This is a genomic window from Pseudomonas sp. NFPP02, assembly GCF_900119355.1.
GTDB classification, from domain to species: domain Bacteria; phylum Pseudomonadota; class Gammaproteobacteria; order Pseudomonadales; family Pseudomonadaceae; genus Aquipseudomonas; species Aquipseudomonas paracarnis.
Map to the genome: position 1 here is coordinate 152736 of NZ_FPJI01000012.1, position 24994 is coordinate 177729.

General features: G+C 60.7%; 27 protein-coding genes. 12 read left to right on the top strand and 15 right to left on the bottom strand.

What is annotated here, in order from left to right:
* Nucleotides 1-10 precede the first annotated feature (10 nt).
* The 9 genes from ccmI to ccmA form a co-directional block, all read right to left on the bottom strand.
* Nucleotides 11-1201 carry a c-type cytochrome biogenesis protein CcmI gene (gene ccmI / locus BT204_RS20870; RefSeq protein ID WP_072448153.1) on the bottom strand — a complete coding sequence of 397 codons (1191 nt, stop codon included), beginning with the start codon at nucleotides 1199-1201 and terminating at the stop codon, nucleotides 11-13.
* Nucleotides 1194-1667, bottom strand: a complete 474-nt coding sequence (locus BT204_RS20875) for a cytochrome c-type biogenesis protein (protein WP_020301388.1) — start codon at nucleotides 1665-1667, stop codon at nucleotides 1194-1196. The genes ccmI and BT204_RS20875 overlap by 8 nt, the downstream gene beginning before the upstream one ends.
* Nucleotides 1664-2200, bottom strand: coding sequence for a DsbE family thiol:disulfide interchange protein (locus BT204_RS20880; protein WP_034127177.1), 537 nt, complete (start codon nucleotides 2198-2200; stop codon nucleotides 1664-1666). Before BT204_RS20880 ends, BT204_RS20875 begins: the two co-directional genes overlap by 4 nt.
* On the bottom strand, nucleotides 2197-4185 hold the full coding sequence (locus tag BT204_RS20885; protein WP_032892675.1) for a heme lyase CcmF/NrfE family subunit: 1989 nt from the start codon (nucleotides 4183-4185) through the stop codon (nucleotides 2197-2199). The genes BT204_RS20880 and BT204_RS20885 overlap by 4 nt, the downstream gene beginning before the upstream one ends.
* A 3-nt stretch (nucleotides 4186-4188) precedes the next feature.
* Nucleotides 4189-4647 carry a cytochrome c maturation protein CcmE gene (gene ccmE, locus BT204_RS20890; RefSeq protein WP_014717703.1) on the bottom strand — a complete coding sequence of 153 codons (459 nt, stop codon included), beginning with the start codon at nucleotides 4645-4647 and terminating at the stop codon, nucleotides 4189-4191.
* Complete coding sequence (ccmD, locus tag BT204_RS20895) at nucleotides 4644-4820, bottom strand: heme exporter protein CcmD (protein ID WP_003172771.1); 177 nt, start codon at nucleotides 4818-4820, stop codon at nucleotides 4644-4646. Before ccmD ends, ccmE begins: the two co-directional genes overlap by 4 nt.
* On the bottom strand, nucleotides 4817-5572 hold the full coding sequence (locus tag BT204_RS20900) for a heme ABC transporter permease (RefSeq protein ID WP_072448155.1): 756 nt from the start codon (nucleotides 5570-5572) through the stop codon (nucleotides 4817-4819). Before BT204_RS20900 ends, ccmD begins: the two co-directional genes overlap by 4 nt.
* An 87-nt stretch (nucleotides 5573-5659) precedes the next feature.
* Nucleotides 5660-6328: a heme exporter protein CcmB gene (gene ccmB / locus BT204_RS20905; RefSeq protein WP_054920124.1), complete on the bottom strand. Its 669-nt coding sequence runs from the start codon at nucleotides 6326-6328 to the stop codon at nucleotides 5660-5662.
* Nucleotides 6325-6960, bottom strand: coding sequence for a cytochrome c biogenesis heme-transporting ATPase CcmA (gene ccmA, locus BT204_RS20910; RefSeq protein ID WP_057976690.1), 636 nt, complete (start codon nucleotides 6958-6960; stop codon nucleotides 6325-6327). Before ccmA ends, ccmB begins: the two co-directional genes overlap by 4 nt.
* Before the next feature lie 200 nt (nucleotides 6961-7160).
* On the opposite strand from ccmA, the gene BT204_RS20915 reads away from it, so the two are divergent.
* Together BT204_RS20915 and BT204_RS20920 are read left to right on the top strand one after the other, a co-directional pair.
* On the top strand, nucleotides 7161-8738 hold the full coding sequence (locus BT204_RS20915; protein WP_072448197.1) for a flagellar hook-length control protein FliK: 1578 nt from the start codon (nucleotides 7161-7163) through the stop codon (nucleotides 8736-8738).
* Nucleotides 8735-9064: an EscU/YscU/HrcU family type III secretion system export apparatus switch protein gene (locus tag BT204_RS20920; RefSeq protein ID WP_034127170.1), complete on the top strand. Its 330-nt coding sequence runs from the start codon at nucleotides 8735-8737 to the stop codon at nucleotides 9062-9064. The genes BT204_RS20915 and BT204_RS20920 overlap by 4 nt, the downstream gene beginning before the upstream one ends.
* A 315-nt stretch (nucleotides 9065-9379) precedes the next feature.
* Here the strand turns inward: BT204_RS20920 and glp are convergent, their stop codons facing one another.
* Both glp and moaB read right to left on the bottom strand, forming a co-directional pair.
* Entirely contained in the window at nucleotides 9380-10606 is a 1227-nt protein-coding gene (gene glp / locus BT204_RS20925; protein WP_072448157.1) for a molybdopterin molybdotransferase MoeA, read from the bottom strand.
* Complete coding sequence (gene moaB, locus BT204_RS20930; RefSeq protein ID WP_057976686.1) at nucleotides 10590-11129, bottom strand: molybdenum cofactor biosynthesis protein B; 540 nt, start codon at nucleotides 11127-11129, stop codon at nucleotides 10590-10592. The genes glp and moaB overlap by 17 nt, the downstream gene beginning before the upstream one ends.
* Nucleotides 11130-11205: 76 nt before the next feature.
* On the opposite strand from moaB, the gene mobA reads away from it, so the two are divergent.
* Both mobA and BT204_RS20940 read left to right on the top strand, forming a co-directional pair.
* Nucleotides 11206-11808: a molybdenum cofactor guanylyltransferase MobA gene (gene mobA, locus BT204_RS20935; RefSeq protein ID WP_057976736.1), complete on the top strand. Its 603-nt coding sequence runs from the start codon at nucleotides 11206-11208 to the stop codon at nucleotides 11806-11808.
* 79 nt (nucleotides 11809-11887) lie between these two features.
* Nucleotides 11888-12109, top strand: coding sequence for a YgdI/YgdR family lipoprotein (locus BT204_RS20940; RefSeq protein WP_003189935.1), 222 nt, complete (start codon nucleotides 11888-11890; stop codon nucleotides 12107-12109).
* 55 nt (nucleotides 12110-12164) lie between these two features.
* Here BT204_RS20940 and BT204_RS20945 read toward each other — a convergent pair whose 3' ends face one another.
* The 3 genes from BT204_RS20945 to BT204_RS20955 all read right to left on the bottom strand — a co-directional run bounded on the left by BT204_RS20945 (nucleotide 12165) and on the right by BT204_RS20955 (nucleotide 13771).
* Nucleotides 12165-13055: a pseudouridine synthase gene (locus BT204_RS20945; RefSeq protein ID WP_072448159.1), complete on the bottom strand. Its 891-nt coding sequence runs from the start codon at nucleotides 13053-13055 to the stop codon at nucleotides 12165-12167.
* A 69-nt stretch (nucleotides 13056-13124) separates the two neighbouring features.
* Entirely contained in the window at nucleotides 13125-13460 is a 336-nt protein-coding gene (locus BT204_RS20950) for a hypothetical protein (RefSeq protein WP_003189932.1), read from the bottom strand.
* A gap of 74 nt (nucleotides 13461-13534) precedes the next feature.
* On the bottom strand, nucleotides 13535-13771 hold the full coding sequence (locus BT204_RS20955; protein ID WP_034127166.1) for a glutaredoxin family protein: 237 nt from the start codon (nucleotides 13769-13771) through the stop codon (nucleotides 13535-13537).
* A gap of 238 nt (nucleotides 13772-14009) precedes the next feature.
* On the opposite strand from BT204_RS20955, the gene BT204_RS20960 reads away from it, so the two are divergent.
* Nucleotides 14010-15746 (top strand): cation:proton antiporter, encoded by a 1737-nt coding sequence (locus BT204_RS20960; protein WP_034127165.1) that lies wholly within the window; start codon nucleotides 14010-14012, stop codon nucleotides 15744-15746.
* Here BT204_RS20960 and BT204_RS20965 read toward each other — a convergent pair.
* The gene (locus tag BT204_RS20965) at nucleotides 15733-16941 is read right to left on the bottom strand and encodes an ammonium transporter (RefSeq protein ID WP_034127164.1); all 1209 of its coding nucleotides are present in this window, start codon (nucleotides 16939-16941) and stop codon (nucleotides 15733-15735) included. The two genes, BT204_RS20960 and BT204_RS20965, sit on opposite strands and share 14 nt — an antisense overlap.
* Nucleotides 16942-17286: 345 nt before the next feature.
* Here BT204_RS20965 and BT204_RS20970 point away from each other — a divergent pair, with 345 nt between their 5' ends.
* The 7 genes from BT204_RS20970 to BT204_RS21000 all read left to right on the top strand — a co-directional run bounded on the left by BT204_RS20970 (nucleotide 17287) and on the right by BT204_RS21000 (nucleotide 24925).
* Nucleotides 17287-17601, top strand: coding sequence for an ElaB/YgaM/YqjD family protein (locus BT204_RS20970; protein ID WP_003189926.1), 315 nt, complete (start codon nucleotides 17287-17289; stop codon nucleotides 17599-17601).
* Nucleotides 17602-17603: 2 nt separating this feature from the next.
* Nucleotides 17604-18008 (top strand): phage holin family protein, encoded by a 405-nt coding sequence (locus BT204_RS20975; protein ID WP_005786473.1) that lies wholly within the window; start codon nucleotides 17604-17606, stop codon nucleotides 18006-18008.
* Complete coding sequence (locus BT204_RS20980) at nucleotides 18005-18346, top strand: hypothetical protein (RefSeq protein ID WP_034127163.1); 342 nt, start codon at nucleotides 18005-18007, stop codon at nucleotides 18344-18346. The genes BT204_RS20975 and BT204_RS20980 overlap by 4 nt, the downstream gene beginning before the upstream one ends.
* Before the next feature lie 164 nt (nucleotides 18347-18510).
* Nucleotides 18511-19842 (top strand): deoxyguanosinetriphosphate triphosphohydrolase, encoded by a 1332-nt coding sequence (locus BT204_RS20985; RefSeq protein WP_034127162.1) that lies wholly within the window; start codon nucleotides 18511-18513, stop codon nucleotides 19840-19842.
* 161 nt (nucleotides 19843-20003) lie between these two features.
* Nucleotides 20004-20405, top strand: a complete 402-nt coding sequence (locus BT204_RS20990; protein ID WP_034127161.1) for a response regulator — start codon at nucleotides 20004-20006, stop codon at nucleotides 20403-20405.
* A gap of 249 nt (nucleotides 20406-20654) precedes the next feature.
* Complete coding sequence (locus BT204_RS20995) at nucleotides 20655-21281, top strand: response regulator transcription factor (protein ID WP_034127160.1); 627 nt, start codon at nucleotides 20655-20657, stop codon at nucleotides 21279-21281.
* Between the two features lie 8 nt (nucleotides 21282-21289).
* Nucleotides 21290-24925: a transporter substrate-binding domain-containing protein gene (locus tag BT204_RS21000; RefSeq protein ID WP_072448160.1), complete on the top strand. Its 3636-nt coding sequence runs from the start codon at nucleotides 21290-21292 to the stop codon at nucleotides 24923-24925.
* Nucleotides 24926-24994: the final 69 nt, after the last annotated feature.

Genomic DNA, 24994 nt, shown 5'->3' on the forward strand with positions numbered 1-24994 from the left:
GTCCTCAGAATTACTGGTCCGGAGTGTCGACGGTCAGTTGCTGCAACGCAGTGGTGCTGCTGGCCAACGGTTGGCTGCGGCCGATCCATTCGCCAGTGGTCGGTTGGCCGGCCCGGGATATGCGCGCAACCAGTTGGACTTCGGGGAAGTTGGACAGTTTCAACTGCGGCATCATCGCGTCGGCATCGCCCAGTTCGACGGTGACCGGCAATGCGTCGACGGTCACACGCTTGGCAGCCAAGGGCGCCGGGGGGCCGTTTACGGCGCGGGCAAAGATGAACACGCTGTCGCCTGGCAGGACGTTGGCCTTCACTTCGGCAGATAAGTCCACCCGCACGGTCAGTAGCGCCTTGGGCGCCTGGGCGACGCTGCCACCGCTCTCCTTGAGCTTCTCTGCCGCGCGATCAATCCCGCCTTGCAGGGCGACACGGGAATTGTCTTCTGGCGGCAGTTGCGCGAGCAGGCGGTTCCAGTAGTCGATGGCTTCCTGATAACGCTGGCCCTCAAAGGCAGCGATACCCAACAGGCCAAGACTGGTGACTTCCTTGGGATCGAGCTTCAAGGCTTCGTCGGTCAGCGCCTGAACCTGAGGCGACCATTGTTTGTTGTCAGCAAAGTACTGCGCCTGGGCCCATTGCCCGAGCAGTTCCGGTTGGCGCCCGGCCAACGCAACCGTACGTTCAAAGACTTTGGCGGCATCGCCGGCACGGTCTTGGGCCATATAGGCGCGCCCAAGGAAGTACAAACCTTCTGCCGAATCCGGTTGTGCAGCGGCGGCGCGTTCCAGGCGGCGGGTCATGTCGGCCATGGACACCGGCGGTTGGGAAAACTCACGGGTCAGTTCAACCTTGTCGCTCGCGCCATAATGCAGGTACAGCGCAACGCCCAGCACAGGCACCAGAAACGCCGCCAAAAACGGCAGCGGTTTGCCTAACCGCGATTCGCGGGGCTTTTCCACACCTTCAGTGTCGGCCAGCAACTCACGGGCCGCTTCGGCGCGGCCGGTGTCGAGCTGCGCGGTATTCAACACACCTTCGTCCTGCTGCGCTTGCAGCTCGGCGACGCGTTCCTGGTACAGCGCCACGTTCAACGCGGTGCGATCCTCTTCACGCTGGGCACGACGGCCACGCAACACAGGGATCAACAGGAAACTCAGGGCAATCAGTAGCAGCAAACCGGCTGCGAGCCAGAAATCAATCATCAGTCTTGGTGTCCAGCAATTGGTCGAGGCGTTTACGCTCTTCAGGGGACAGCGCATCGGCGCCATCAATCGGTGCGACACGGCGCCGACGCACGATCACGGCCATTACCACCACGCCGGCCAGCAACAGCCCGGCCGGGCCAAACCACAGCAGCGCGGTCTTGCCGGTGAGTGCCGGTTTGTAGCGTACGAAATCACCGTAGCGGTCGACCATGAAGTCGATGATCTGCTGGTCGTCCTTGCCCTCCCCCAGCATGCGGAAAATCTCTCTGCGCAGGTCGGTGGCGATCGGGGCGTTTGAGTCGGCGATGTCCTGGTTCTGGCATTTGGGGCAGCGCAGTTCCTTGGTCAGGTCGCGGAAACGCTCACGCTGCGCGTCGTTGGCGAATTCATAGGTGTCGATGGCGGCGTGGGCCACGCCGGCCAGGCCCAGGGCTAAAACGGCAGCGGTCAACCAACGCTTCATGGCTTGGCCTCATCGACCAGGGCCTGGTACTTGGCGGCCAGTTGCTCACGCCACACCGTTTCGTCGATCACGCCGACGAACTTGTCGCGGATCACACCTTTGGCGTCGATGAAGAAAGTTTCCGGCGCGCCGTACACACCCAGGTTCAATCCCAGGTTGCCGTCTTCGTCGCGGATATCCAGCTGGTACGGGTTATGAAATTCCGCCAACCACTTCAAGGCCGACGCATTGTCGTCCTTGTAGTTGATGCCGTAGATCACCACACCCTTCTCGGCCAGCTTGTTCAACACCGGGTGTTCGACGCGGCAAGAGATGCACCAGGTGGCCCACACGTTGACCAGCGCCGGCTTGCCCTGCAAGTCTGCCTGGGTCAGGGTCTTGTCACCCTGCACCGTTGGCAGGTTGAAGGCGGGGAACGGCTTGCCAATCATCGCCGAAGGCAGCTCGGCAGGGTCCAGGTACAACCCGCGATACAGGAACACCGCCACCAGCAGGAACAACGCCAGCGGCACAACCATCAACCAACGCTTCATACCGCAGCTCCCGAAAGGCCAAGCGCTTCACGCACCCGGCTCTTGACCTTGACCCGATAGCGCCGGTCCAGCGCTGCGAGCAACCCGCCGAACCCGGTGAGCAAACCGCCGAACCAGATCCAGCGCACGAAGGGTTTGACATGCACGCGCACGGCCCAGGCCCCGTCGCCCAAGGGTTCACCGAGGGCCACATACAGGTCACGGGTGAAACCGGCGTCGATACCAGCCTCGGTCATCATCGAACTCTGCACGGTGTACAGGCGTTTCTCCGGGTGCAGCACGGCGATTTCCTTGCCATTGCGCACTACGCGCACCGTGCCTTTGTCGGAAGTGAAGTTCGGCCCTTCGAAGTGCTTGGCACCTTCGAAGATGAAGTGGTAACCGGCCAGGTCCATGGACTCGCCCGGCGCCAGGCGCAGGTCGCGCTCGGCGCTGTTCTGGCTGGACAGCACTACCCCAAGGGCGCACACCGCGATACCAATGTGAGCGATCTGCATGCCCCAGTAGCTGCGGGTCAGGGTGGGCAGGCCCTTGAGCAAACCCTTGTGGCGCGTTTTGTCGACGATGTCCCGCGCCCCCGCGAGCAACACCCAGGCTGCCAGCAGGAACGTCGCGAGTACCGCCCAATTGAAGTCGCCGTAGGCAAACCCGGCGATCACCGCCAGGGCCACGCTGCCGAGCAGCACCGGCATCAGCATGCCCGCCAGCCATTTCACCGGGGTGTCTTTCCAGCGCACCAGCACGCCGACCGCCATCACCACCATCAACAGGCCCATCAGCGGGATGAACAACGCATTGAAGTACGGCGGCCCCACGGACAGCTTGGCGCCGCTCAAGGCGTCCAGCACCAGCGGGTAGAGGGTGCCGAGCAGGATCATCGACGCGGCTACCACCAGCACCAGGTTGTTGCCCAACAACAGGGTTTCCCGCGACCACAGGTTGAAACCGACCTGGCTCTTGACCACCGGCGCGCGCAGGGCAAACAAGGTGAGCGAGCCGCCGACGACAAACAGCAGGAAGATCAGGATGAACACGCCGCGCTCAGGGTCTGAGGCAAACGCATGCACCGAGGTCAGCACGCCCGAGCGCACCAGGAAAGTGCCGAGCAGGCTGAGGGAAAACGCCGCGATGGCGAGCAGTACCGTCCAGCTCTTGAACACGCCACGTTTTTCGGTGACGGCCAGGGAGTGAATCAGCGCGGTACCCACCAGCCACGGCATGAAGGAGGCGTTTTCCACTGGGTCCCAGAACCACCAGCCGCCCCAGCCGAGTTCGTAGTAGGCCCACCATGAGCCCAGGGTGATACCGATACCGAGGAAGGCCCAGGCAACGATGGTCCATGGCCGTGACCAGCGCGCCCAGGCGGCGTCGAGACGACCGCCGAGCAAGGCGGCGATGGCAAACGCGAAGGCCACGGAGAACCCCACATAACCCATGTAGAGCATCGGCGGGTGCACGATCAGGCCGATATCCTGCAGCAACGGGTTGAGGTCGTGACCGTCCACCGGGATCTGCGGCAGGATGCGGGTGAACGGGTTGGAGGTCATGATCAGGAACAGCAGGAAGCCGATGCTGATCATGCCCATCACCGCCAGCACCCGCGCCAGCATCACTTGCGGCAATTGGCGCGAGAACACCGAGACGGCGAAGGTCCAGCCGCCGAGGATCAGCGCCCACAACAGCAACGAACCTTCGTGGGCGCCCCACACCGCACTGAACTTGTAGTACCAGGGCAACGCGCTGTTGGAGTTGTTGGCAACGTAGGCGACCGAAAAATCGTCGGTCATGAAGGCGTAGGTCAGGCACCCAAAGGCGAACAGCAAGAAGGCAAACTGGCCCCAGGCGGCCGGCTGCGCCAGGCTCATCCACAGGCGGTCGCCGCGCCAGGCACCAAGCAAGGGCACCACGGCCTGGACCACGGCAAAGCACAGCGCGAGGATCATCGCCAACTGGCCCAGCTCCGGAATAAACAGTGCGGACGTCATGGCTCAGCCCTCCTTGACTGGGGTGGCGGGAGCGGTTTGGCCGCTGTCTTTCAAGGCTTTGGTGACCTCGGGCGGCATGTATTTTTCATCGTGCTTGGCCAGCACTTCGTCAGCCACTACCACGCCATCGGCGTTGAGCTTGCCCAGGGCGACAATGCCCTGGCCTTCCCGGAACAGGTCCGGGAGGATGCCGCGATAGGTGATGGTCACGGCCTTGTTGAAATCGGTGACGACGAAGGTCACGTCCAACGAATCGCCGGAACGCTTCAACGAGCCCTGCTCTACCATGCCGCCAGCGCGGATGCGCGTATCGACCGGTGCCTCGCCATTGGCGATCTGGGTGGGCGTGTAGAACAGGTTGATGTTCTGCTGCAGGGCGCTCAGGGCCAGGGTCACGGCAATGCCGACGCCGGCCAGGATGGCAAGGATGATCAACAGACGCTTTCTACGCAGCGGATTCACTTTTCGGTCTCCCGGCGCAGACGTCGCGCCTCTTGTTGCAGGTAACGCTTGCGGGCCAGGATCGGCGCGGCGACGTTGAGGGCCAGCACCGCCAGGCAGATGCCATAGGCCGTCCAGACATACAGGCCGTGGTGGCCCATGGCGAGAAAATCACTGAAAGAAGCAAAACTCATCCACGTGCTCCCAGGCAGCTTTGCACTTCGGCCTTTACCCAACTGGTACGGGCTTCACGCTTGAGCACTTCAAGGCGCATGCGCAGCAGCAATACGGCGCCGAAGAAACAGTAGAAGCCCAGCACCATCAGCAGCAACGGCGCCCACATTTCCACGGGCATCGCCGGTTTTTCGGTGAGGGTGAAGGTGGCGCCCTGGTGCAGGGTGTTCCACCACTCCACCGAGTACTTGATGATCGGGATGTTGATCACGCCGACAATCGCCAGCACCGCGCAAGCCTTGGCGGCGCTGTCACGGTTGCTGATGGCGTTGCCCAAGGCAATCAGGCCGAAATACAGGAACAGCAGGATCAGCATCGAGGTCAGGCGCGCATCCCACACCCACCATGAGCCCCAGGTCGGCTTGCCCCAGATCGCACCGGTCACCAGCGCCACGGCGGTCATCCACGCACCGATGGGCGCGGCGCATTGCAGGGCTACATCGGCCAGCTTCATCTTCCATACCAGGCCGACGACACCGCACACCGCCAGCATCACATAGCAGGACTGGGCCAGCATCGCGGCAGGTACGTGGATATAGATGATGCGAAAGCTGTTGCCTTGCTGATAGTCCGGCGGCGCAAAGGCCAGGCCCCAGACCAGGCCGGTGCCGATCAGCAGGATGGCGGCGATACTCAACCACGGCAGCAGCTTGCCACTGATGCCATAAAACCATTTGGGCGAGCCGAGCTTGTGAAACCAGGTCCAGTTCATTGCTGTTTCCATCACGGTGCTTTTCGTCGTGGCGAAAAGCTCAGGGTCTTTACTGACTCAGCGTCATTGACGCCGGGTCAGACCTCATTATTCACCAACGCTGATTTTCAGGCCGGCGGCTATAGCAAAAGGTGTCAGGGTTACCGCCAGGGCGGCCAGGCTACCCAGCCACAAGAGATAACCGGTCGCCGGCATGCCCATGAGCGCGGCTTGCAACGCGCCACTCCCCAGGATCAACACCGGGATATACAGAGGCAGAATCAACAGCGCCAGCAACAGCCCGCCCCGTTTCAAGCCGACGGTCAACGCTGCGCCCACCGCCCCCAACAGGCTGAGCACCGGCGTGCCGAGTAACAAAGACAGGAGCAGCACCGGCAGGCATTCAACGGGCAACCCAAGCATCATGGCAAGCAGTGGCGAGAGCAAGACTAGCGCCAAGCCGGAAAAAACCCAGTGTGCCAGCACCTTGGCTAGTACCAGAAGTGGCAACGGGTGCGACGAAAGGACCCACTGCTCCAGGGAACCGTCTTCGAAATCACTGCGAAACAGCCCGTCCAGCGAGAGCAGAACCGATAAAAGCGCGGCGACCCACACCAGTCCTGGGGACAAGGTTTGCAACAGTTTAGTCTCCGGGCCAACCGCCAGCGGGAACAGCGCGATCACGATGGCAAAGAACACCAGCGGGTTGGCCAGTTCGGCGGGGCGACGGCACAACAGCCGGGCTTCGCGGGCGACCAACAGGGCGAACACACTCATAGCGACCACCGCCCCAGGTCCAGCTCACGGTAGCCAGCAGGCATACGCGCCAAGGTGTGGTGGGTGGTGAGCACCACCAGGCCGCCTTGCTCGCAGTGCTGGGCCAGGTGTGCTTCGAGTTGAACCACGCCTTGTTTGTCGAGGGCGGTGAAAGGTTCGTCGAGAATCCACAACGGCGGGCTGGGCAAGTACAAGCGGGCCAAGGCCACGCGGCGCTGCTGGCCGGCGGACAGGGTGTGGCAGGGAACGTCCTCAAAGCCCTTGAGGCCCACCGCGGCCAGGGCCTGCCAGATGGCGTCACGGGAAGCAGGATGATGCAGGGCGCTGAGCCAACTGAGGTTTTCTTCAGCAGTGAGTACGTCTTTGATGCCGGCGGCGTGGCCGATCCAGATCAGGTTGCGCGCCAGCTCGCTACGCTGTTCGTTCAAGGGCTTGCCGTTGAGATGCACCACGCCGGCCGTCGGCTGCATCAGCCCGGCCAGCAGGCGCAGCAGGCTGGTCTTGCCGCTGCCATTGGGGCCACTGATTTGCACCATGTCCCCACCCGTCAGCCGCAGGTCGAGTTGCTCGAACAGCAGGCGCAGGTCGCGTTCACAGGCAAGCGCTACGGCTTCAAGAAGAGGGCTGGTCAAAAGATCGCGGGCCTTTACGGTTCAAGTCGGCGGTGCAGCGGCCGTTATAGAGAGATGCACAATAACGGCTTTGGCGACCGATTTTAGAGAGCTGGATCAAATAGTTGTGAGGTTTTTACCGCTCTCTTTGCAGACGGGCGGCATTATACATGCGATGCCCTACTCTAAAGAGGGCAATTTCCCCAGAGACGATGCGCACGATGACCGGCGAGATCAACCTTCCTCCACTGCCGCCAACCTCCGCACCCGGGCCCACTCCGCTGCCTGGAGCCGGCGCATTGCTCAAACTGCTGGAGCCGCAGGCCGGGTTGATCGACCCGGGGAAAACCGTGAACGCTGAGGTCATCGCGCTTAAACAAGGCGGCGAGGCCTTTCAGTTACTGCTCAAACTGACCCTCGAAGGCGGTCGCCAGGCGCTGGTGCAGGCCAGCAGTGCCCAGCCCTTGCCTCTAGGCAGCAATGTGGCGGTGAGCCAGACGCCTGCGGGCAACCTGGCCCTTACCTTGCAGCAAGCCATGAGTGCCAACGTGGCCGCTCTCACTCGCCTCGACACTAACCAAATGCCGGTAGGTACGTTGTTGCAAGCCAAGGTGCTGACCACGCAGATGCTACCCCAGGGCACGGCGCAACCGGCGATCTATCGCTCGCTGGTGAGTGTGCTCAATAACGCCCTGGCCGGTGCCACCCTGACCTTGGAAAGCCCTCAACCGCTAAGGGTGGGCAGCTTGCTCAGTGCTGTGGTGCAGAACGCGCAGACCCTGAACTTCGTACCGCTAAGCGGCCTGAAGGACCAACTGGCCGTGACGCAGCAACTTGCCATTCAGCAAAGTCGCCAAGGCTCGCTGGATGCGGTGTTCACCGCCTTGCAAAACCTGCCCCGTGGCGACAGCACATCGGCCGAGCTGCGGGCCGCCGCCGAGCGATTGTTGGCGGCCTTGCCCGATCTGGCACAGGTCAGCAATCCCAAGGTGCTGGCCCAGGTGGTGCAGAACAGCGGCGCCTTTCTGGAAGCCAAACTGCTCGCCGGCCAGAACCCGCAAATCCCACCGTTGGACATGAAAGGCGCGCTGTTACGCCTGGTCGCAGACCTGCTGCCCGCCCTGCCCGCCAGCACCAACCTGAATGCGATCCTCGCCGCCAATACCCTGGCCCAGGTGTTGCCGCACTTTGTGCGCAGCCCGCTGAACACCCTCGGCCAGGTCGGCGCCCGGCAGATACCCGCCGGCTTCCCGCTGCCCGAGCGGCTCATGGCAAAACTGGAAGGTGAAGGCGACCTGGAAAGCCTGCTACGCCTGGCCGCCGGGGCGATCTCGCGCTTGCAGAGCCATCAACTGTCGAGCCTGGAACAGACCGGCACCACCGCCGACGGCCGCCTGCAAACGACCTGGCAGTTAGAGATCCCCATGCGCACCCTGCAAGACATCGTGCCGCTGCAGGTCAAATTCCAACGCGAGGAGCCCGCGCCAGACAAGGACCAGCCCGAGCGCAAGGATAAAAAAGATCCGAAACAAATGCTTTGGCGCGTCGAACTGGCCTTTGACATGGAGCCGCTGGGGCCGTTGCAAGTTCAGGCGCAGCTGTCTCAAGGCAAACTGTCCAGCCAGCTATGGGCCAGCCGCCCTTTCACGGCCAGCCTGATCGAAAGCCACTTGGGCAGCCTGCGTGAGCGCCTGGTCTCATCCGGGCTCAACGTCGGCGACCTGGATTGCCACCTAGGCACCCCGCCACGCGGGCCAAAAACCGGACTGGAGCAACGCTGGGTGGACGAAACCGCATGAAAAACGCCGACCCGCCCCGCCAGGCCATCGCCCTCAAGTACGACGGCCAACAGGCCCCTACCCTGACAGCCAAAGGCGATGATGCCCTGGCCGAAGCCATCCTCAAGCTGGCACGGGAGAATGAAGTACCGATCTATGAAAACGCCGAGTTGGTGAAGCTGCTGGCGCGCATGGAACTGGGGGACAGCATTCCGGAAGAGTTGTACCGCACGATTGCCGAGATCATTGCGTTTGCCTGGACGTTGAAGGGCAAGTTCCCGGCCGGCTACGACCCGGAGGCGGGGCCGGTGGAGCGGGATGTCACTGAGCAGGGTGACGATTACTGATTGCTCACAGGGCACATACACATCCAAATGTGGGAGCCGGCTTGGCTGCGATAGCCATCGGTACCTACACAACTTCGGCGCGACGCTGGATCTGTGGCGAGGGAGCTTGCTCCCGTGACGGCCTACCAACCGACGCAAATCTCCCTGACGCACCACGATCCAAATGTGGGAGCGCGGGGCGGCAGGTAAATAAGCGTCGGCTGGTCGGTCGTCACGGGAGCGAGCTCCCTCGCCACAGGTTTTGCGTCGTTCAGAGGTTGTGTAAATACCTATGGCTATCGCAGGCCAACCAGCTCCCACATTTTTAGCGCGTGGTCAGTTAAGGACTTCGCTCAAAGGAATGAAGTTGACCCGGTCGCCGATGGCCAGCGTGGTCCCTTCCATCACCTCCACAAAGCCTTCAGCCCACGCCGCACTGCGCAGCACCCCGGAGCTTTGGTTGCGGTAGATGATAGCCTTGCCCTGTTCGATCCGCCCGCGCAGGTACTCGCGGCGGTTGCCGGGCTTGGGCCAGACGAACCCTGCCGGCACTTCGAAGCGCAGCGGCTGCACCTCCTGCACCCCTTGACGGCGCAGCAGATACGGGCGCGCCAGCAGCGCAAAAGTCACCAGGGTCGAGGCCGGGTTTCCCGGCAGGCCGATCACCGGCACGCCACGAAAATGCCCGAAGGTCAGCGGCTTGCCCGGTTTGATCGCCAGCTTCCACAGCGCCAGCTCACCCTCTTCCCGTAAGGCAATGCCGAGGAAGTCCGCTTCGCCCACCGACACACCGCCGGTCGAGAGGATCAGGTCAACGCTGCCCAGCCCCGCCAGGCGCGCGCGGGTCTGTTCCAGATCATCCGGTAGAATCCCGGCATCGATCACTTCGCAGCCCATGCGCACCAGCCAGCTGCACAGCACGCGACGGTTGCTGTTGTAGATCTGCCCAGGGCCGAGCGGCAACCCTGGCTCGATCAGTTCGTCGCCGGTCGACAACACGGCCACGCGTACGCGCCGCACCACCTCGAGTCGATCACGTCCAAGAGACGCGGCCAAACCGAGTTCGATAGGGCCCAGGCGGGTGCCGGCACTGAGTACGGTCTCGCCGACCGTGGTCTCTTGGCCCTGAGGCCGGATGTTGTCGCCCATCTGCAATGGCTCGGTGAAACTCACGCGCTGGTCGGTATGCACCACGGCGTTTTCCTGCATCTGCACGCAGTCAGCGCCTTGGGGCACCGGCGCGCCGGTAAAGATGCGTGCACAGGTGCCGGCCGCCAAGGGTTCAGGGGCAGTGCCGGCGAAAATCCGCTGGCTCACCACCAAGGGTTCGCCGGTCCAGTCCGCCAGGCACACGGCGTAGCCGTCCATGGCACTGTTGGGCCACGGTGGCAGGTCGAGTGTGGAGATCAGGTCCAGGGCCAATACCCGGCCATCACACTCAGCCAGGGGCAGTACTTCCTGCTCGCGGATCGGCGCGGCGGCGGCCATGTCGAGCAAACGCTGCAGGGCTGCTTCCACCGGCATCAGGGCGCCGGTCTTGCCGGGCTTATCCACGGGATTCACAAGGTTCGGCCTGCTTCAGATGCGGGACGAAGTTGCACGGGCGGTGACGGTTATCCAACTGCTCGGCGAGGATGCCGTCCCAACCGGTGCGCACGGCATTGGTGGACCCTGGCAGGCAGCACACAAGAGTGCCATTGGCCAACCCCGCCAAGGCGCGCGATTGCACGGTGGAGGTGCCGATATCGGCCACGGAGATCTGGCGGAACAGCTCGCCAAAACCATCGACCTGCTTGTCGAGCAGGCAGCTCACCGCTTCAGGGGTACTGTCGCGACCGGTGAAGCCGGTGCCGCCGGTAATCAGCACCACCTGCACCACGTCTTCGGCGATCCAGTGGGCCACCTGGGCGCGAATCTTGTAAAGGTCGTCCTTGAGCAGCACGCGCTCGGCCAGGCGGTGGCCGGCGGCGGCAAGACGATCGACGAAGACCTGGCCGGAGGTGTCGGTCTCCAGGGTGCGGGTGTCGCTGACCGTCAATACAGCAATATTCAGGGGTACAAAGGGCGCATCGGCCTTGGCTTTCATGGCACGGTCCGGTTGTCGAAGGAACAGCCCGATGTTATATCACAGGCCCCTGTTTCCCTGCCGCAGCGCAACCACCATGACGTTTGAATTTTCTTCCCTGCCGTGTTCGATCCTGTTGCTGGCCGGTGGTCGCGGCCAACGCATGGGCGGGCAGGACAAAGGGCTGCTGGAATGGCAAGGCCAGCCCTTGATCGCCCACCTGCACCAGTTGGCCCGGCCGCTCACCGATGACCTGATCATCTCGTGCAACCGCAACCATGAACGCTACGCGCTCTATGCCGACCAACAGGTGAGCGATGACAACCCGGGCTTCCCCGGCCCGCTGGCAGGTATCCGTGCAGGACTCTTCGCCGCACGCCATGAGCATCTGCTGATATTGCCTTGCGATGTGCCGCAGATCGATGCGCGACTGCTCGCCGACCTGCGTGCGACCGCACGACGCAATCGGCAGCTACCGGTGATGGTGCGCCAGGGTGACTTCTGGGAACCCTTGCTGTGCGTCATCCCCACTCGCCTGAAAAACCAGGTGGAACAGGCGTGGCAAGCGGGGGAGCGCAGCCCGCGCAAGCTGTGGCTGCAACTGGGTGCCGTGGCGCTGGAATGTCCGGCCGATGACCCGCGCCTGGCCAATCTTAATACGCCCGAGCTGTTGCACCCCGGGGCTGGCATGTCAGAATGAACCCTGCACAAGGAACTTTGCCGGCGTCCCGTACGTCACAAGGTCAGCAATTTAAAAGTATTCTCTCGGAGACAAACTCATGACTCAACGGACCATCGCCGCTCTCATGCTTGCACTGGGCCTCGCCACCCTCGCCGGTTGCGCTTCGCCAACAGTGATCACCCTGAATGACGGTCGCGAAATCCAGGCCGTCGACACCCCGAAGTACGATGAAGATTCGGGCTTCTACGAATTCGAACAACTGGACGGCAAGCACACCCGTATCAATAAAGATCAGGTTCGCACCGTTAAAGACCTGTAAGCCTCAGCGCTTGCACACAAGGCCCGCCTAGCGCGGGCCTTGTTGTTCCTGGGGTTTACCAGTCCAGGGTGATCTGGCTGCGAAAGCTGCGTTGTTCACCGCTTACCGGGTCGATAAAGCGCACGCCCTGGGCCAGTAGCTTGAGTGGCTTGGCGTAATCGTCCTCGGCATCCTTGATCACTTCGGGGTAGAACGGGTCATTACAGATGCTCGCCCCGAGCGCCGTCATATGCACGCGCAGCTGGTGCTTCTTGCCGGTCACCGGGAACAGGCCGTAGCGCCATAGATCAGCGTTTTTCTCGCGCACCTCTACCGCCGTCTCGGTGTTGCTGGCACCCGGCCCTTCCTGCATGCGAAAGAAAGGTTCGCCATCCACCAAACGGCTTTTGTGCACCAACGGGAAGCTGAGGTGCGGCAAGGCCGGAGCGATGGCTTCATAGAATTTGTCGATACGTCGCGTGGGAAACAATTGCTGATAGGCCGAACGGCTGTGCGGGTTGGCGGAGAACAGCACCAACCCCGCCGTATGTCGGTCGATGCGATGCAGGGGCACCAGGGCGGGATTGTCCAGGCGCCGGATCAAGCGTCGCAACAAGGTGTGCTCGACGTACTCGCCAGCGGGTGTCACTGGCAGGAAATGCGGTTTGTCCGCCACCACCAGGTGCTCATCCGCGTACAGGATGTTTTCCAGCACCGGAATCACTTTCTCGTTGGGCACTTCGCGAAAGTAATAGATGCACAAGCCTTCCTTGTAGCCCAGGCCCAGGCTGATCGGGCTGCCATTGACATCCAGCACCCGGCCGCGGGCAATGCGGTCCGACCATTGTTCGCGGCCGATGGCCGGAAAGTGTGCGCACAGGCAATCGAGCACCGTCACCCAGGAGCCCGGCGGCAAGTACAGGGTGCTGGCTTGGTGCTGGGAGGGGGAAAAAACGGAAGTGGACATGCCGACGCTCAAAGCCTGGAAAACAGGCGGGCATTATCGCCCATGGCGCGCGATTGCCTAGGGCCTATCTCAGGCCTTGGCCAGTTGAGCTCGCAGCACCGGCGAGGCGCTTGCCGCCTCGGTGAACTCCTTGAGCCAGCGCAGCACGTCCACCGCTTCCCAACGACCCGGGTCATACAACGCGTAGAGCAAGCCCTGATAACCCACCACATCCAGCTGCTTGTGATAACCGGCGCGCTGGAACAGCGCCTCGATTTCCGCGAAGCAGGTGTTGAAATGCACTTTGTTAAACGGCGTCTTGCCTTCCGTGACCAGGCCATCGAGGCGCAGTTCGTTCACCGCGTCACGCACCACATCGGCGGACATGCGATTGACGCTGCTTTTAAGTTGTTCAACATTCACCACGGGCGTTCCCTCTATTCAATCGCTGTACGAATATACAGTAACTTAATATTTGGAAAGCCGCCATCGCATAAATCTCAGCGCAGGAAGGTAACCACCTGCGCGGTGTCGAACGGCCAGTCCAGTTCCGCCCCGGTGTCCGTGCGGCGAAGCACCGGAATCCGCAGGCCGTAGACGTCTGTCAGGTCCTCCGGATCGGCGATATCCACCAACTCCACCAACAACCCGTGCTCGACGAGCGGCATGACTTCGGCTTCGGCAATCTCACACAGATGGCAACCCAGGGTGCCGAACAGCTGGCATTCAGGAAGCATGATGAAAAGACTCGAACAAGAAACGAACGTCCATTCTAATCCCAACAAGCCCCTGTAGGAGCGAGCTTGCTCGCGAAAAACTCCCGCGCGCCGCGTTCACTCAGGAACCCCGCGTTATCGTTGACGTTTTTCGCGAGCAAGCTCGCTCCTACGGTGCAAAAAGCCTGATCCAGATCACCATGGCCTATAACTGATTCAGAGATTCTTGCGGCTTTTTGCCGCTCGCCCCGCAACGGAGATGCCTGTGTTCGCCAACCTGCTGATTATTCTGGCCTCATCCCTGGTGGTGATTGCACTGTTTCGCCGGCTGCAGCTGCCGCCCGTGCTGGGCTACCTGTGCGTAGGCCTGGCAGTGGGCCCCACCGCGCTGGACTGGGTCAATGACAACGAAGACCTGCCGGACCTGGCCGAGATGGGTGTGGTGTTCCTGCTGTTTTCCCTGGGGCTTGAGTTTTCCCTGTCGAGAATGTTGGCGCTGCGCAGCGTGGTATTTGGCCTGGGCAGCCTGCAAGTGCTGGGGTGCGGGGCATTGCTGGGCGCGTTATTGATGAGCTTTGGCCTCGCACCTGGCGTCGCGTTGTTACTGGGCGCAGGGCTGGCGTTATCGTCCACCGCCATTGTCAGCAAGGAGTTGACCAGCCTGGGTGAAGTCTTCAGCAGTCATGGGCAGAATGCGATCGGCGTGTTGCTGTTCCAGGATGTCGTAGCGGTGTTGCTGCTGACATTGGTACCGGTATTTGCCGGCAGCAGCGACCAAGCCTGGTACTGGGCGCTGCCGCTGACCTTGGGCAAGACCGTGGTGCTGTTCGTGGGCCTGTTGTTCGCCAGCCGCTGGTTGCTGCCACGCCTGTTCCGTGAAGTCGCCGCGTCTCATTCGGCGGAACTGTTTGTGCTGCTGGCGCTGGTGATTGTCTTGCTCACCGCCTGGCTCACCCACCTGCTGGGCCTGTCCCCTGCCCTCGGTGCATTCCTGGCCGGCATGCTGCTGGGGGAAAGTCATTACCGACACCAGATCGAAGCCGATATCCGCCCGTTTCGCGACATCCTGCTGGGGCTGTTTTTTGTCAGCATCGGCATGCTCATCGATCTGCAGTTGTTCGTCAGCCACAGCCTGTTGATCCTCGGCCTGACGCTCACGCTGATGCTGGTCAAAGGCAGCGTCGTCGCGGCGCTGGTCAAGTGGCGTAACAGTGACACCGAAACAGCCTGGCGCAGCGGTCTGGCGCTGGCCCAGGGCGGCGAGTTCTGTTTTGCGCTGATGGCGCAGATGCAGCAGAGCCGGTTGATTCCCGATGAGTTCAACGGCCTGCTACTGGCTGCCACCTTCTGCTCGATGCTGCTGACACCGCTGCTGTTACGTGCGGCACCGGCCATCGCGCTGCGCCTGCATCGCAAGCCCAACCAGCAAGTGCAACTGGAACACATCACCGCGCTCAACGCTCAATTGCACGGACACGTGGTGATTTGCGGGTATGGCCGGGTAGGCCAGTCCATCGGGCGCTTTATGCGCCGCGAACAACAGGCGTTTATCGCCCTGGATGATGACCCCGAACGGGTGCAGGAAGCCGCCACCGAGGACAGCAGTGTGCATTACGGCGACTGCCGCCGTGGTGCATTGCTCAGCGCCGTCGGCCTGGAACGGGCGCGGTTGGCGGTGATCGCGGTGGACAACAGCGATGTCGCCCTGGTGGTGCTCAAGGAGGCGCGGCAGATCAACCCAGACGTGCCGATCCTGGTGCGCACACGCGATGACAGCCAGTTGGCTGAACTCAAGGCCGCGGGCGCCAGCGAGGTGGTGCCCGAGTTGCTGGAGTCGAGCCTGATGCTCGCCTCCCACGCCCTGATCCTGCTGGGCCTGCCGGACCAACAGGTGCAGGCGCGAGTGAATGAAGTACGGCGCAACCACTATCGCCTGCTGCACGGTTTCTACCCACCGCCACACACTGACGAAGACGCGCCGATCAGTCCTGACTGACCGCGCCGATCTTGTGGATCGACAGGTCCGCACCGTAATACTCCTGTTCCTGGCTCAAGCGCAGCCCTTGCACGCGCTTGATCACGCCGTACACCAGCAAGCCGCCGCCAAATGCTACCGCCACGCCCAGCCCGGTGCCGATCAACTGGCTGATCAGGCTCACGCCGCCCAGTCCACCCAGGGCAGCCTGCCCGAAGATGCCGCAGGCAATGCCGCCCCACACGCCACACAAGCCATGCAACGGCCACACGCCCAGCACGTCGTCGATCTTCCAGCGCACCTGGGCAGCGATAAAGCACCACACGAACAAGCCGCCAGCGACCACGCCCGTGACCAGCGCGCCCACCGGATGCATCAGGTCGGAACCGGCGCAGATTGCCACCAACCCGGCCAACGGACCGTTGTGCAGAAAACCGGGATCATTACGGCCAATTACCAGGGCAGCCACGGTGCCGCCGACCATGGCCATCAGCGAATTGACGGCCACCAGACCACTGACGCCATTGAGGGTTTGCGCGCTCATCACGTTAAAGCCGAACCAGCCCACGATCAGAATCCACGAGCCCAGCGCCAGGAAAGGAATGCTCGACGGCGCAAACGCCACCAGGCGCCCTTCACGATAACGCCCATTGCGCGGGCCCAGCAGCAACACCGCCGCCAGCGCCAGCCAGCCGCCCATGGCGTGAACAACCACGGAACCGGCAAAGTCGTGGAAGCTGGCGCCAAAGGTTGCGAGCAGCCATGCTTGCAGGCCAAGGTTGCCGTTCCATACCAGGCCTTCGAAGAACGGGTAGATAAACGCCACGATCAGCGCGGTGGCACACAGTTGCGGGGCAAACTTCGCACGCTCGGCAATCCCGCCGGAAATAATTGCCGGAATCGCCGCGGCAAACGTCAGCAGGAAGAAAAACTTCACCAGGCCGTAGCCATGATCGGCGCTGATCACCGCGGCCGGTTGCAGGAAGCTCACCCCGTAGGAGATCCAATAGCCTATAAAGAAATAGGCCAGCGTTGAAATCGCGAAATCACTGAGGATTTTCGACAAGGCGTTGACTTGGTTCTTCTGCCGTACGGTGCCAACTTCAAGGAAGGCAAAGCCGGCGTGCATGGCCAGCACCATGACCGCGCCAATCAGAATGAACAAGGTATTGGAGCTGTGGACGAGGGTGTCCACCGCGCTTTGCAAGTTTTCCATGGAGGTTGGCAGGCCTGCATCAAGGCAAAAAGCACCAAAGCGGTTCAAGCCAGGGTTAAGCGCACTAAATTGGCACCGCCGGCTCCGCCTTTCTTCAGAGGGCGTGAACCGCTTTAGCGCAGCGATCAACACAACAGGCCGTTGCCGAAAGGGTTTTTCCGCGAAATTAAGTGATTTAGGGTAAGGTTTTCCAAGGTTTTCACCTCGACCGCCCGGATTCAGCGCAGGCTCCAAGGCCTGCGCACCAAGGCAAAGCAAAAGCTGTACCACACAATTGCAATGAACCTTCAGCCCACGGCGCGACTCGAAACCACACGTACAGATCAGCTACCCACGGAGATAACCATGGCCGGTAAAACAGCAAAGACTGCTCAAGAGATACTGATGGAGGATTTTCAAACCCTGGTCAGCGATACCGAAAAGCTGCTGGACGACACTGCCGTGCTGGCCGGTGACCAGGCTGACGAGTTGCGCACCAAGATCCACGAGAGCCTGCTCAAGGCCCGCGAGACCCTGCAACTGACCGAAGACTCATTGCGCGAGCGCGGCCAGGCGGCAATCACCGCCACCGAAGACTACGTGCAAGCCAACCCATGGCAGTCAGTCGGCATTGCTGCCGGCGTAGGCTTTTTGATCGGTCTATTGGCTACAAGGCGCTAACCATGTCTATCGGCGAATCCAGCTCATCCACGAGCGCACATTCCTCAGCAAGCGGTTCAACTTCCCGACGCCTGGGCGCAGCTGTGCTGGGCTTGCTGCACAGTCATGTCGAGTTGTTCGGCATTGAATTACAAGAGCAAAAGGCCCGTACCGTCAGCCTTTTGCTATTTGCCGGCCTGGCATTGGTGTTTGCCCTGCTGTTGCTGGTGGGGTTGTCGACGCTGGTGATGATCCTGGTGTGGGACACGGGCTATCGCCTGACCGGCATCATCTGCCTCTGCGTGTTCTACAGCCTGGCCGCTGCGTTCTGCGGTGTGCGCTTGAAGGCGGCGGTATTCGATGAGTCCACGCCCTTCCACGCCACGCTCGAAGAACTGGCCAATGACCGGGAGCGCCTGCTGCCATGAGCATGACTGAAATCCCGCAAAATACTTCTCGCCGGGAAATGCGCAAAGCCTTGATTCGCCTGCGCATGGAAATGCACCGCCAGGAAATCCGTCATGAGTCCCAACAACTCATGGCGCCCCTGCACAAAATGCGCAACATGCGCCACAACTGGCAGGACAGCCTGGGCATCAAGCACGCGCCGTTGTGGGGTGTGGCGGCGGTTACGCTGATGGGCTTCTTTACCGGCAAGGGCGCCAAGGGCGGCAGTATCAGCAGCATCACGCGCCTGGTGCGGCTGGGTGCCGGCTTGATCCCCCTGATCAAGTTGGCCATGCAAGGCTCTTCGCGCAAAAGCTGACCCTCGTTAGCCGATGACCGCAATGACCAGACACCTGCTGGTCATTGCGGTTTTTTGCGCTGCCTGTTAATTGATACCGACGCGGCCGACCGCTGGATTCGCCTGCCCTTGAAGGCCGAACCGGGAAGCTGGAACTGTCATTCACACTACGGAGAGCCTGCGCCTTGGATTGGCCCACCCTGCTAACCCGCGAACGTCTTGGAAAACCCCTGCACAGCCCTGAAGAACTGGGCCGCAGCCCCTTCCACAAAGATCACGACCGCATTATTTTCTCCGGTGCATTCCGGCGCCTGGGACGCAAGACCCAAGTGCATCCGGTTTCGAGCAACGACCATATCCACACACGCTTGACCCACTCCCTGGAAGTCAGCTGCGTGGGGCGCTCACTCGGCATGCGCGTGGGCGAAACCCTGCGCAGCGCCCTGCCCGACTGGTGCGACCCCAGCGACCTGGGCATGGTGGTGCAATCGGCCTGCCTGGCCCATGACATCGGCAACCCGCCATTCGGGCATTCCGGCGAAGACGCCATTCGCCACTGGTTCCAACAGGCCGCCGGGCGAGGTTGGCTGGATGGCATGAGCAGTGCCGAACGCAATGACTTCCTTAACTTCGAAGGCAATGCCCAGGGCTTTCGGGTACTTACCCAACTTGAATACCACCAGTTCGACGGCGGCACGCGGCTGACCTACGCCACCTTGGGCACGTACCTCAAATACCCCTGGACTGCCCGCCACGCCGACTCGCTGGGCTACAAGAAACACAAGTTCGGCTGTTACCAGAGCGAGTTGCCAATTCTTGAGCAGATCGCCCACAAGCTTGGCTTGCCCCAGTTAGAGGAACAACGGTGGGCGCGTCACCCGCTCGTCTACCTGATGGAGGCAGCCGACGACATCTGCTACGCGTTGATCGACCTGGAAGATGGCCTGGAAATGGAGCTTCTGCAGTACAGCGAAGTGGAGTCGTTGTTGCTCGACCTGGTCGGTGATGACCTGCCACAAACCTATCGCCAGCTGGGCCCATTGGACTCTCGCCGACGCAAGCTGGCGATCCTGCGTGGCAAAGCCATCGAGCACCTGACCAATGCGGCTGCGCAGGCGTTTGTCGAACAGCAGGACGCCCTGCTGGCCGGCACGCTGCAGGGAGACCTGGTGGAGCATATGCACGGCCCGGCAAAGCGCTGCGTGCTGGATGCCAAAGACATGGCGCGCAAGAAAATTTTCCAGGACAAGCGCAAGACATTGCATGAAATCGGCGCTTACACCACCTTGGAAATCCTGCTGAACGCGTTCTGCGGCGCGGCCCTTGAACAACATGGAGGGCGAACACCGTCGTTCAAGAATCGGCGCATTCTCGATTTGCTGGGCAACAGCGCGCCGGACCCCGCCTGGCCACTGCACGCCTCGTTCCTGCGAATGATCGACTTCATTGCCGGTATGACCGACAGCTACGCCACCGAAATGGCACGGGAAATGACTGGGCGTTCCAGCCCTCAGTAACGCTTGCATCCGACCGCCTGTTCCCTGAAACGAATTGCCCTACGATGGGAACAGAGCGGACTGATCGAATTCGTACAAGCATCCGAAGAATAATCACGCGTTCCCAACCGACCGAGCAATTCTACTGCCCCCATCGACGCTTGCCTCACTGTGTGCTTTCTATGCCCAGATACTCTCTTCGTATTCTTTTGGTGGAGGATCACCCGTTTCAACTTCTGGCCACCCAATGCCTGCTCAACAGCTTCGGCTTCGATCAACTGACTGCGGTGGAAAACGCAGAGCAGGCCATACGCACAATGAGCCAGTCCGAACATCCCTTTGACCTGATGTTGTGCGACCAATGCCTGCCCGACCTGCCCGGACTTGAACTAGTGGAAATCGCCAGCCGTCGGCGCTTCATTACCAGCGCTATTCTGTTAAGCGGGTTACCCACGCCAGAACTGATGAGCCTGACAAAACAAGCCTCGCAACGAAGTCTTCCGCTTCTTGGCTATTTATCAAAACCGTTGAACAAGGACGAACTTGAAAAGTTAATCGGCTTAACTTTTACCCCCCCTACGTAGGACTTTAAACATCTTCTTCGACGAAATACGCTACGAAGCCCGCCGTAAAAACTCAAGCCTATCACCATGCCACGATTGCGTTTGAAACGCTCACATGCTCTGTCACGACTACCCATCAACTTGTAGGCGTATACCTTTTTAATTGTAGGAACTTTCCTGTTTTGCATCTACTGCTCGTGCGCTTCATGCCGTGCCCTTATCTTCTGAGCTAATGTGCCCGCTTTATTTGCACCTGCATGGAATGTGATTATGAACTCAGTTTTTATTATCGATGACCACCCCGTTATCCGGCTTGCTATTCGAATGTTGCTGGAGCACGAAGGTTACAAGGTCGTCGGCGAAACAGACAACGGGTGCGATGCCATACAAATGGTCCGTGAGTGTCTTCCAGACTTGGTGATTCTGGATATCAGCATCCCGAAACTCGACGGTCTCGAGGTGCTCTGCCGATTCAATGCCATGAACACCTCCATGAAGACCCTGGTGCTCACGGCCCAGTGCCCAACGCTATTTGCTACGCGGTGCATGCGCTCGGGCGCCGAAGGCTATGTGTGCAAGGAGGGTGACCTGAGCGAATTGCTGAGCGCCATTCGCGCTGTCCTGTCCGGCTACAACTACTTCCCCAGCCAGGCATTGAGTGGCCCCGGAGCCGAAGGCATGGATGTCCAGGAGCTGGAACTGTTCAAGTCAGTTAATGACCGAGAGTTGATGGTCCTGCAACTTTTTGCGCAAGGTCGCACTAACAAGGAAATTGCCAAAGGTATGTTTTTAAGCAACAAGACGGTCAGTACTTATAAAAAGAGACTCATGCAGAAACTCAAAGCCAAATCCTTGGTAGAACTCATCGAGATGGCAAAACGAAACGCGCTAGTGTGAGAAAGCGGATGCCCAGGCGTATAAAGGACTATCTGATTATATTAAGTGCCGGTTTGTACTTCAGCACTACCGTGCTGGCGGAGCACCAAACCAGCCCGGAACGTTTCACCCTCTTGAGTCGTGCGGGAGCTGTTCAACTGGACACTCATTTTGACAAGGCCCAGCGCCAGTGGCTGCAGAACAAACGTGAACTCACGCTGGGGACATCCACACCTGATTACCCGCCCTTCGACCTCACTTCCAGCGGCCATGACTACGAAGGCCTTACCGCCGACTACGCAGGATTACTGGCCAAGGCACTCTCCCTGCCAATCAATGTGATGCGCTACCCCTCCCGAGCGGCGGCCATTCGCGCCCTGGAAGACGGGGAAATTGACCTGCTGGGCTCCTCAAACGGGTTTGAAGCTGCGACGCCAAATCTTATCCTCTCCGAACCTTATGCCGTGGACCAGCCGGTGCTGGTCACGCGCGAGGGAGAAACCCGCAGCCTCAGCGAAGGCCTCGATGGGTTGCGCCTGAGCCTTGTCTATCACTACCTGCCGCTCAATGAGGTGGAGAAGCTGTACCCCAAGGCGAGCATCCGCGCCTACCCGTCCTATCAGAATGCCTTGAATGCAGTGGCCTTCGACCAGGCGGATGTGTTTCTCGGTGACACCATTTCCACCCATTACATGATCAACAAGGGCTATCTCAAAAACATTCGCATGGCCAACTTCGGCAAGCATGAAGCTTATGGCTTCAGTTTTGCCATGCGCCAGGACAACCGGATGCTCCTCAGCATTGTCGATTCAGTCCTGGCCTCGGTGCCCATCAACGAAAGGGAAAGCATTGCCAAGCGCTGGAGCGCCGGCAGCGACATCCTGCTGACTGACAAGAAGCTGCAACTGACCCAGCGCGAAGAGCGCTGGCTCAAAGAGCATCCGGTGGTCACCGTAGTGGTCAACGAAACTTTCGCGCCCCTGACGTTCTTCGATGCAGACGGCAACTTTCGCGGCATCACCGCCGACTTGCTGGAGTTGATTCGCTTGCGCACCGGCCTGCGTTTTTCGGTGCAGCGCGGGCGCGATGTCAGCGCGATGATCGACCAGGTCGCGACCCAGAAAGTCGATATGATCGGTGCCATCGTGCCCAGCAACGAACGAGATTCGCAGCTTAATTTCAGCCGCCCCTACCTGGAAAACTCCTATGTATTGTTGACACGCAGAGAGCAAGGTGCCCCCTCGAACATGGAGCAGATGGCAGGAAAGCGTCTGGCAATCACCCGAGGCAACCCACTGGCCGCGACCTTGAGCAAAGACTTCCCGCAGGTTCAACTGGTGGAAACCAGTGATACGTTCAGAGCATCGGAGCTGCTAGCACAGGGACAAGTGGATGGGGCAGTGAATACCTTGGTGATCGCCAACTATTTCCTGTCATCCCAGGTCTTCCAGGATAAATTGCAAATAAGCGCCAGCATCGGCACGACCCCAGCGACCTTCTCTCTTGCTACCTCGCGCCAAGCCACGGAATTGAGCTCGATACTCGACAAGGCGCTGCTCAGCATTGCCCCGGATGAAATGGGCGTAATCAACAGTCGCTGGCGTGGCTACACCGCCGCATCGGACAGCTACTGGCGTAATTACCATCAACTGATCGCGCGAATCATCATCGGCACCGGGCTGTTGCTGTTGATATCCCTAGCCTGGAACGCCTACATGCGTCGCCAGATCAAGCATCGAAAAATGGCCGAACGTGCCCTCAACGATCAGTTCGAGTTCATGCGTGCACTGGTCAATGAGACGCCCCATCCGATCTACGTGCGCGACCGCAATGGGTTGTTGCAGACCTGTAACGACAGCTACCTGCAGGTGTTCGACGTCAAGCGCGAAGAGGTGATCGGCAAAAGCGTGACCCAGATGACCATGGCGCTGGCGTCGGAGGCAGCCCAGTATCATGCTGACTATCTGCGTGTGGTGGCCGAGGGTAACCCGCTGATCCTCGATCGCAGCCTGCATATCCACGACAAGAAACTGACCATCTATCACTGGATCCTTCCCTACCGCGACTCTACGGGTGAAGTCCAGGGCATCATCGGTGGCTGGATCGATATCAGTGACCGACGCCAGCTATTCGATGAACTACGCGCTGCCAAGGAGCGCGCCGACGAAGCCAACCGCGCCAAGAGCACGTTCCTGGCTACCATGAGCCACGAGATTCGTACCCCGATGAACGCTGTGATCGGCATGCTCGAACTGACGCTCAAGCGCGCCGACCAAGGACACCTTGACCGTCCGGCGATCGAGGTGGCGTACAACTCGGCCAGAGACCTGCTGGAGCTGATCGGTGACATTCTCGACATCGCGCGTATCGAGTCCGGCCGCCTCAGCCTGGCGCCGGAGCGCGTCAACCTGCGGGAGGTAATTGAATCAGTGGTGCGCGTCTTCGACGGTCTCGCACGGCAGAAAACCCTCAGCCTGCTACTGGAGTTCAAACCCGACCTGAACGATATCGAGGTGCTGATAGACCCGCTGCGCTTCAAGCAGGTGCTATCGAACCTTGTGAGCAACGCGATCAAGTTCACCGAACAAGGGCAGGTCAAGATCAAGGTCGAGCTGCAGCCTACCCAGGCCCCGGAGCAGATCGAGCTGAAACTGGTGGTGGAAGACACCGGCATCGGCATCAGCCGGGATGACCAACAGCGCCTGTTCGAACCCTTTGCCCAGGCGGACAACTCCGGGCAACTGGCGCGCAGTGGCGCGGGCCTGGGTCTGGTGATCTGCCGCAGCCTGTGCGCGATGATGGGCGGCCAATTGAGCCTGAGCAGCGTGCCCATGGTCGGCACCCAGGTGCACGTCAACCTGAGCATGCCTCGCCTGCAAGCGATCCAGGCGGTGGGTGAACACACGCCGCCAACGCCGGCCACCGCACGGGTGCTTAACGTACTGGTGGTAGACGACCATCCGGCGAATCGCCTGCTGATGTGCCAGCAATTGGGCTACCTGGGGCATAAATTCATCGCTGCCGAGCACGGAGCCGCAGGGTTCCAGGCCTGGCGTAAAGAGCATTTCGACCTGGTAATTGCCGACTGCAACATGCCCATCATGAATGGCTACGAACTGAGTCGTTCAATCCGTGAATATGAGCAACGCGAACAATTGGTGCCCTGCGTGGTACTGGGCTTTACCGCCAACGCCCAGCCGGAGGAAAGGCAACGGTGCGTGCAAGCCGGCATGGATGACTGCCTGTTCAAACCCATCAGCCTTACCGTATTAGAGCGCCAACTGGCACATATCGCCCCTGAAACCGTGCCCCAACGGCTGGACCTCGAATGCCTGGAAGCGCTGACCGGCGGTGATCCACAGTTGAGTCGACGCTTGCTGGAGGAGCTGCTGAGCAGCAGCCTTCACGACCGCAAGGTCCTTATCGAACTGCGGGATCGACACGCGCCCCCCTCGGACATCATTGAGCAAGCCCACAAGATCAAGGGTGCCGCCCGCATCGTTCAAGCCCATTCGTTGGCGGGGCAATGCGAAGCCTTGGAGCAAACCTGTTCTCGCAATGAGGAGTGGGCCGTGATCGAAAGCGGCATCAGGGCCCTGGAACAGCTCATGCTGGAATTGGAGAAGATGCTGCGGGTTCAACTCGATGAACTGCAAGCCCAATAGCACCAAAGCCCGTCGTGGCGGGAGCGAGCAAATGCGCTCCTACCGCGACCAGCATAAGTACCCACCGCT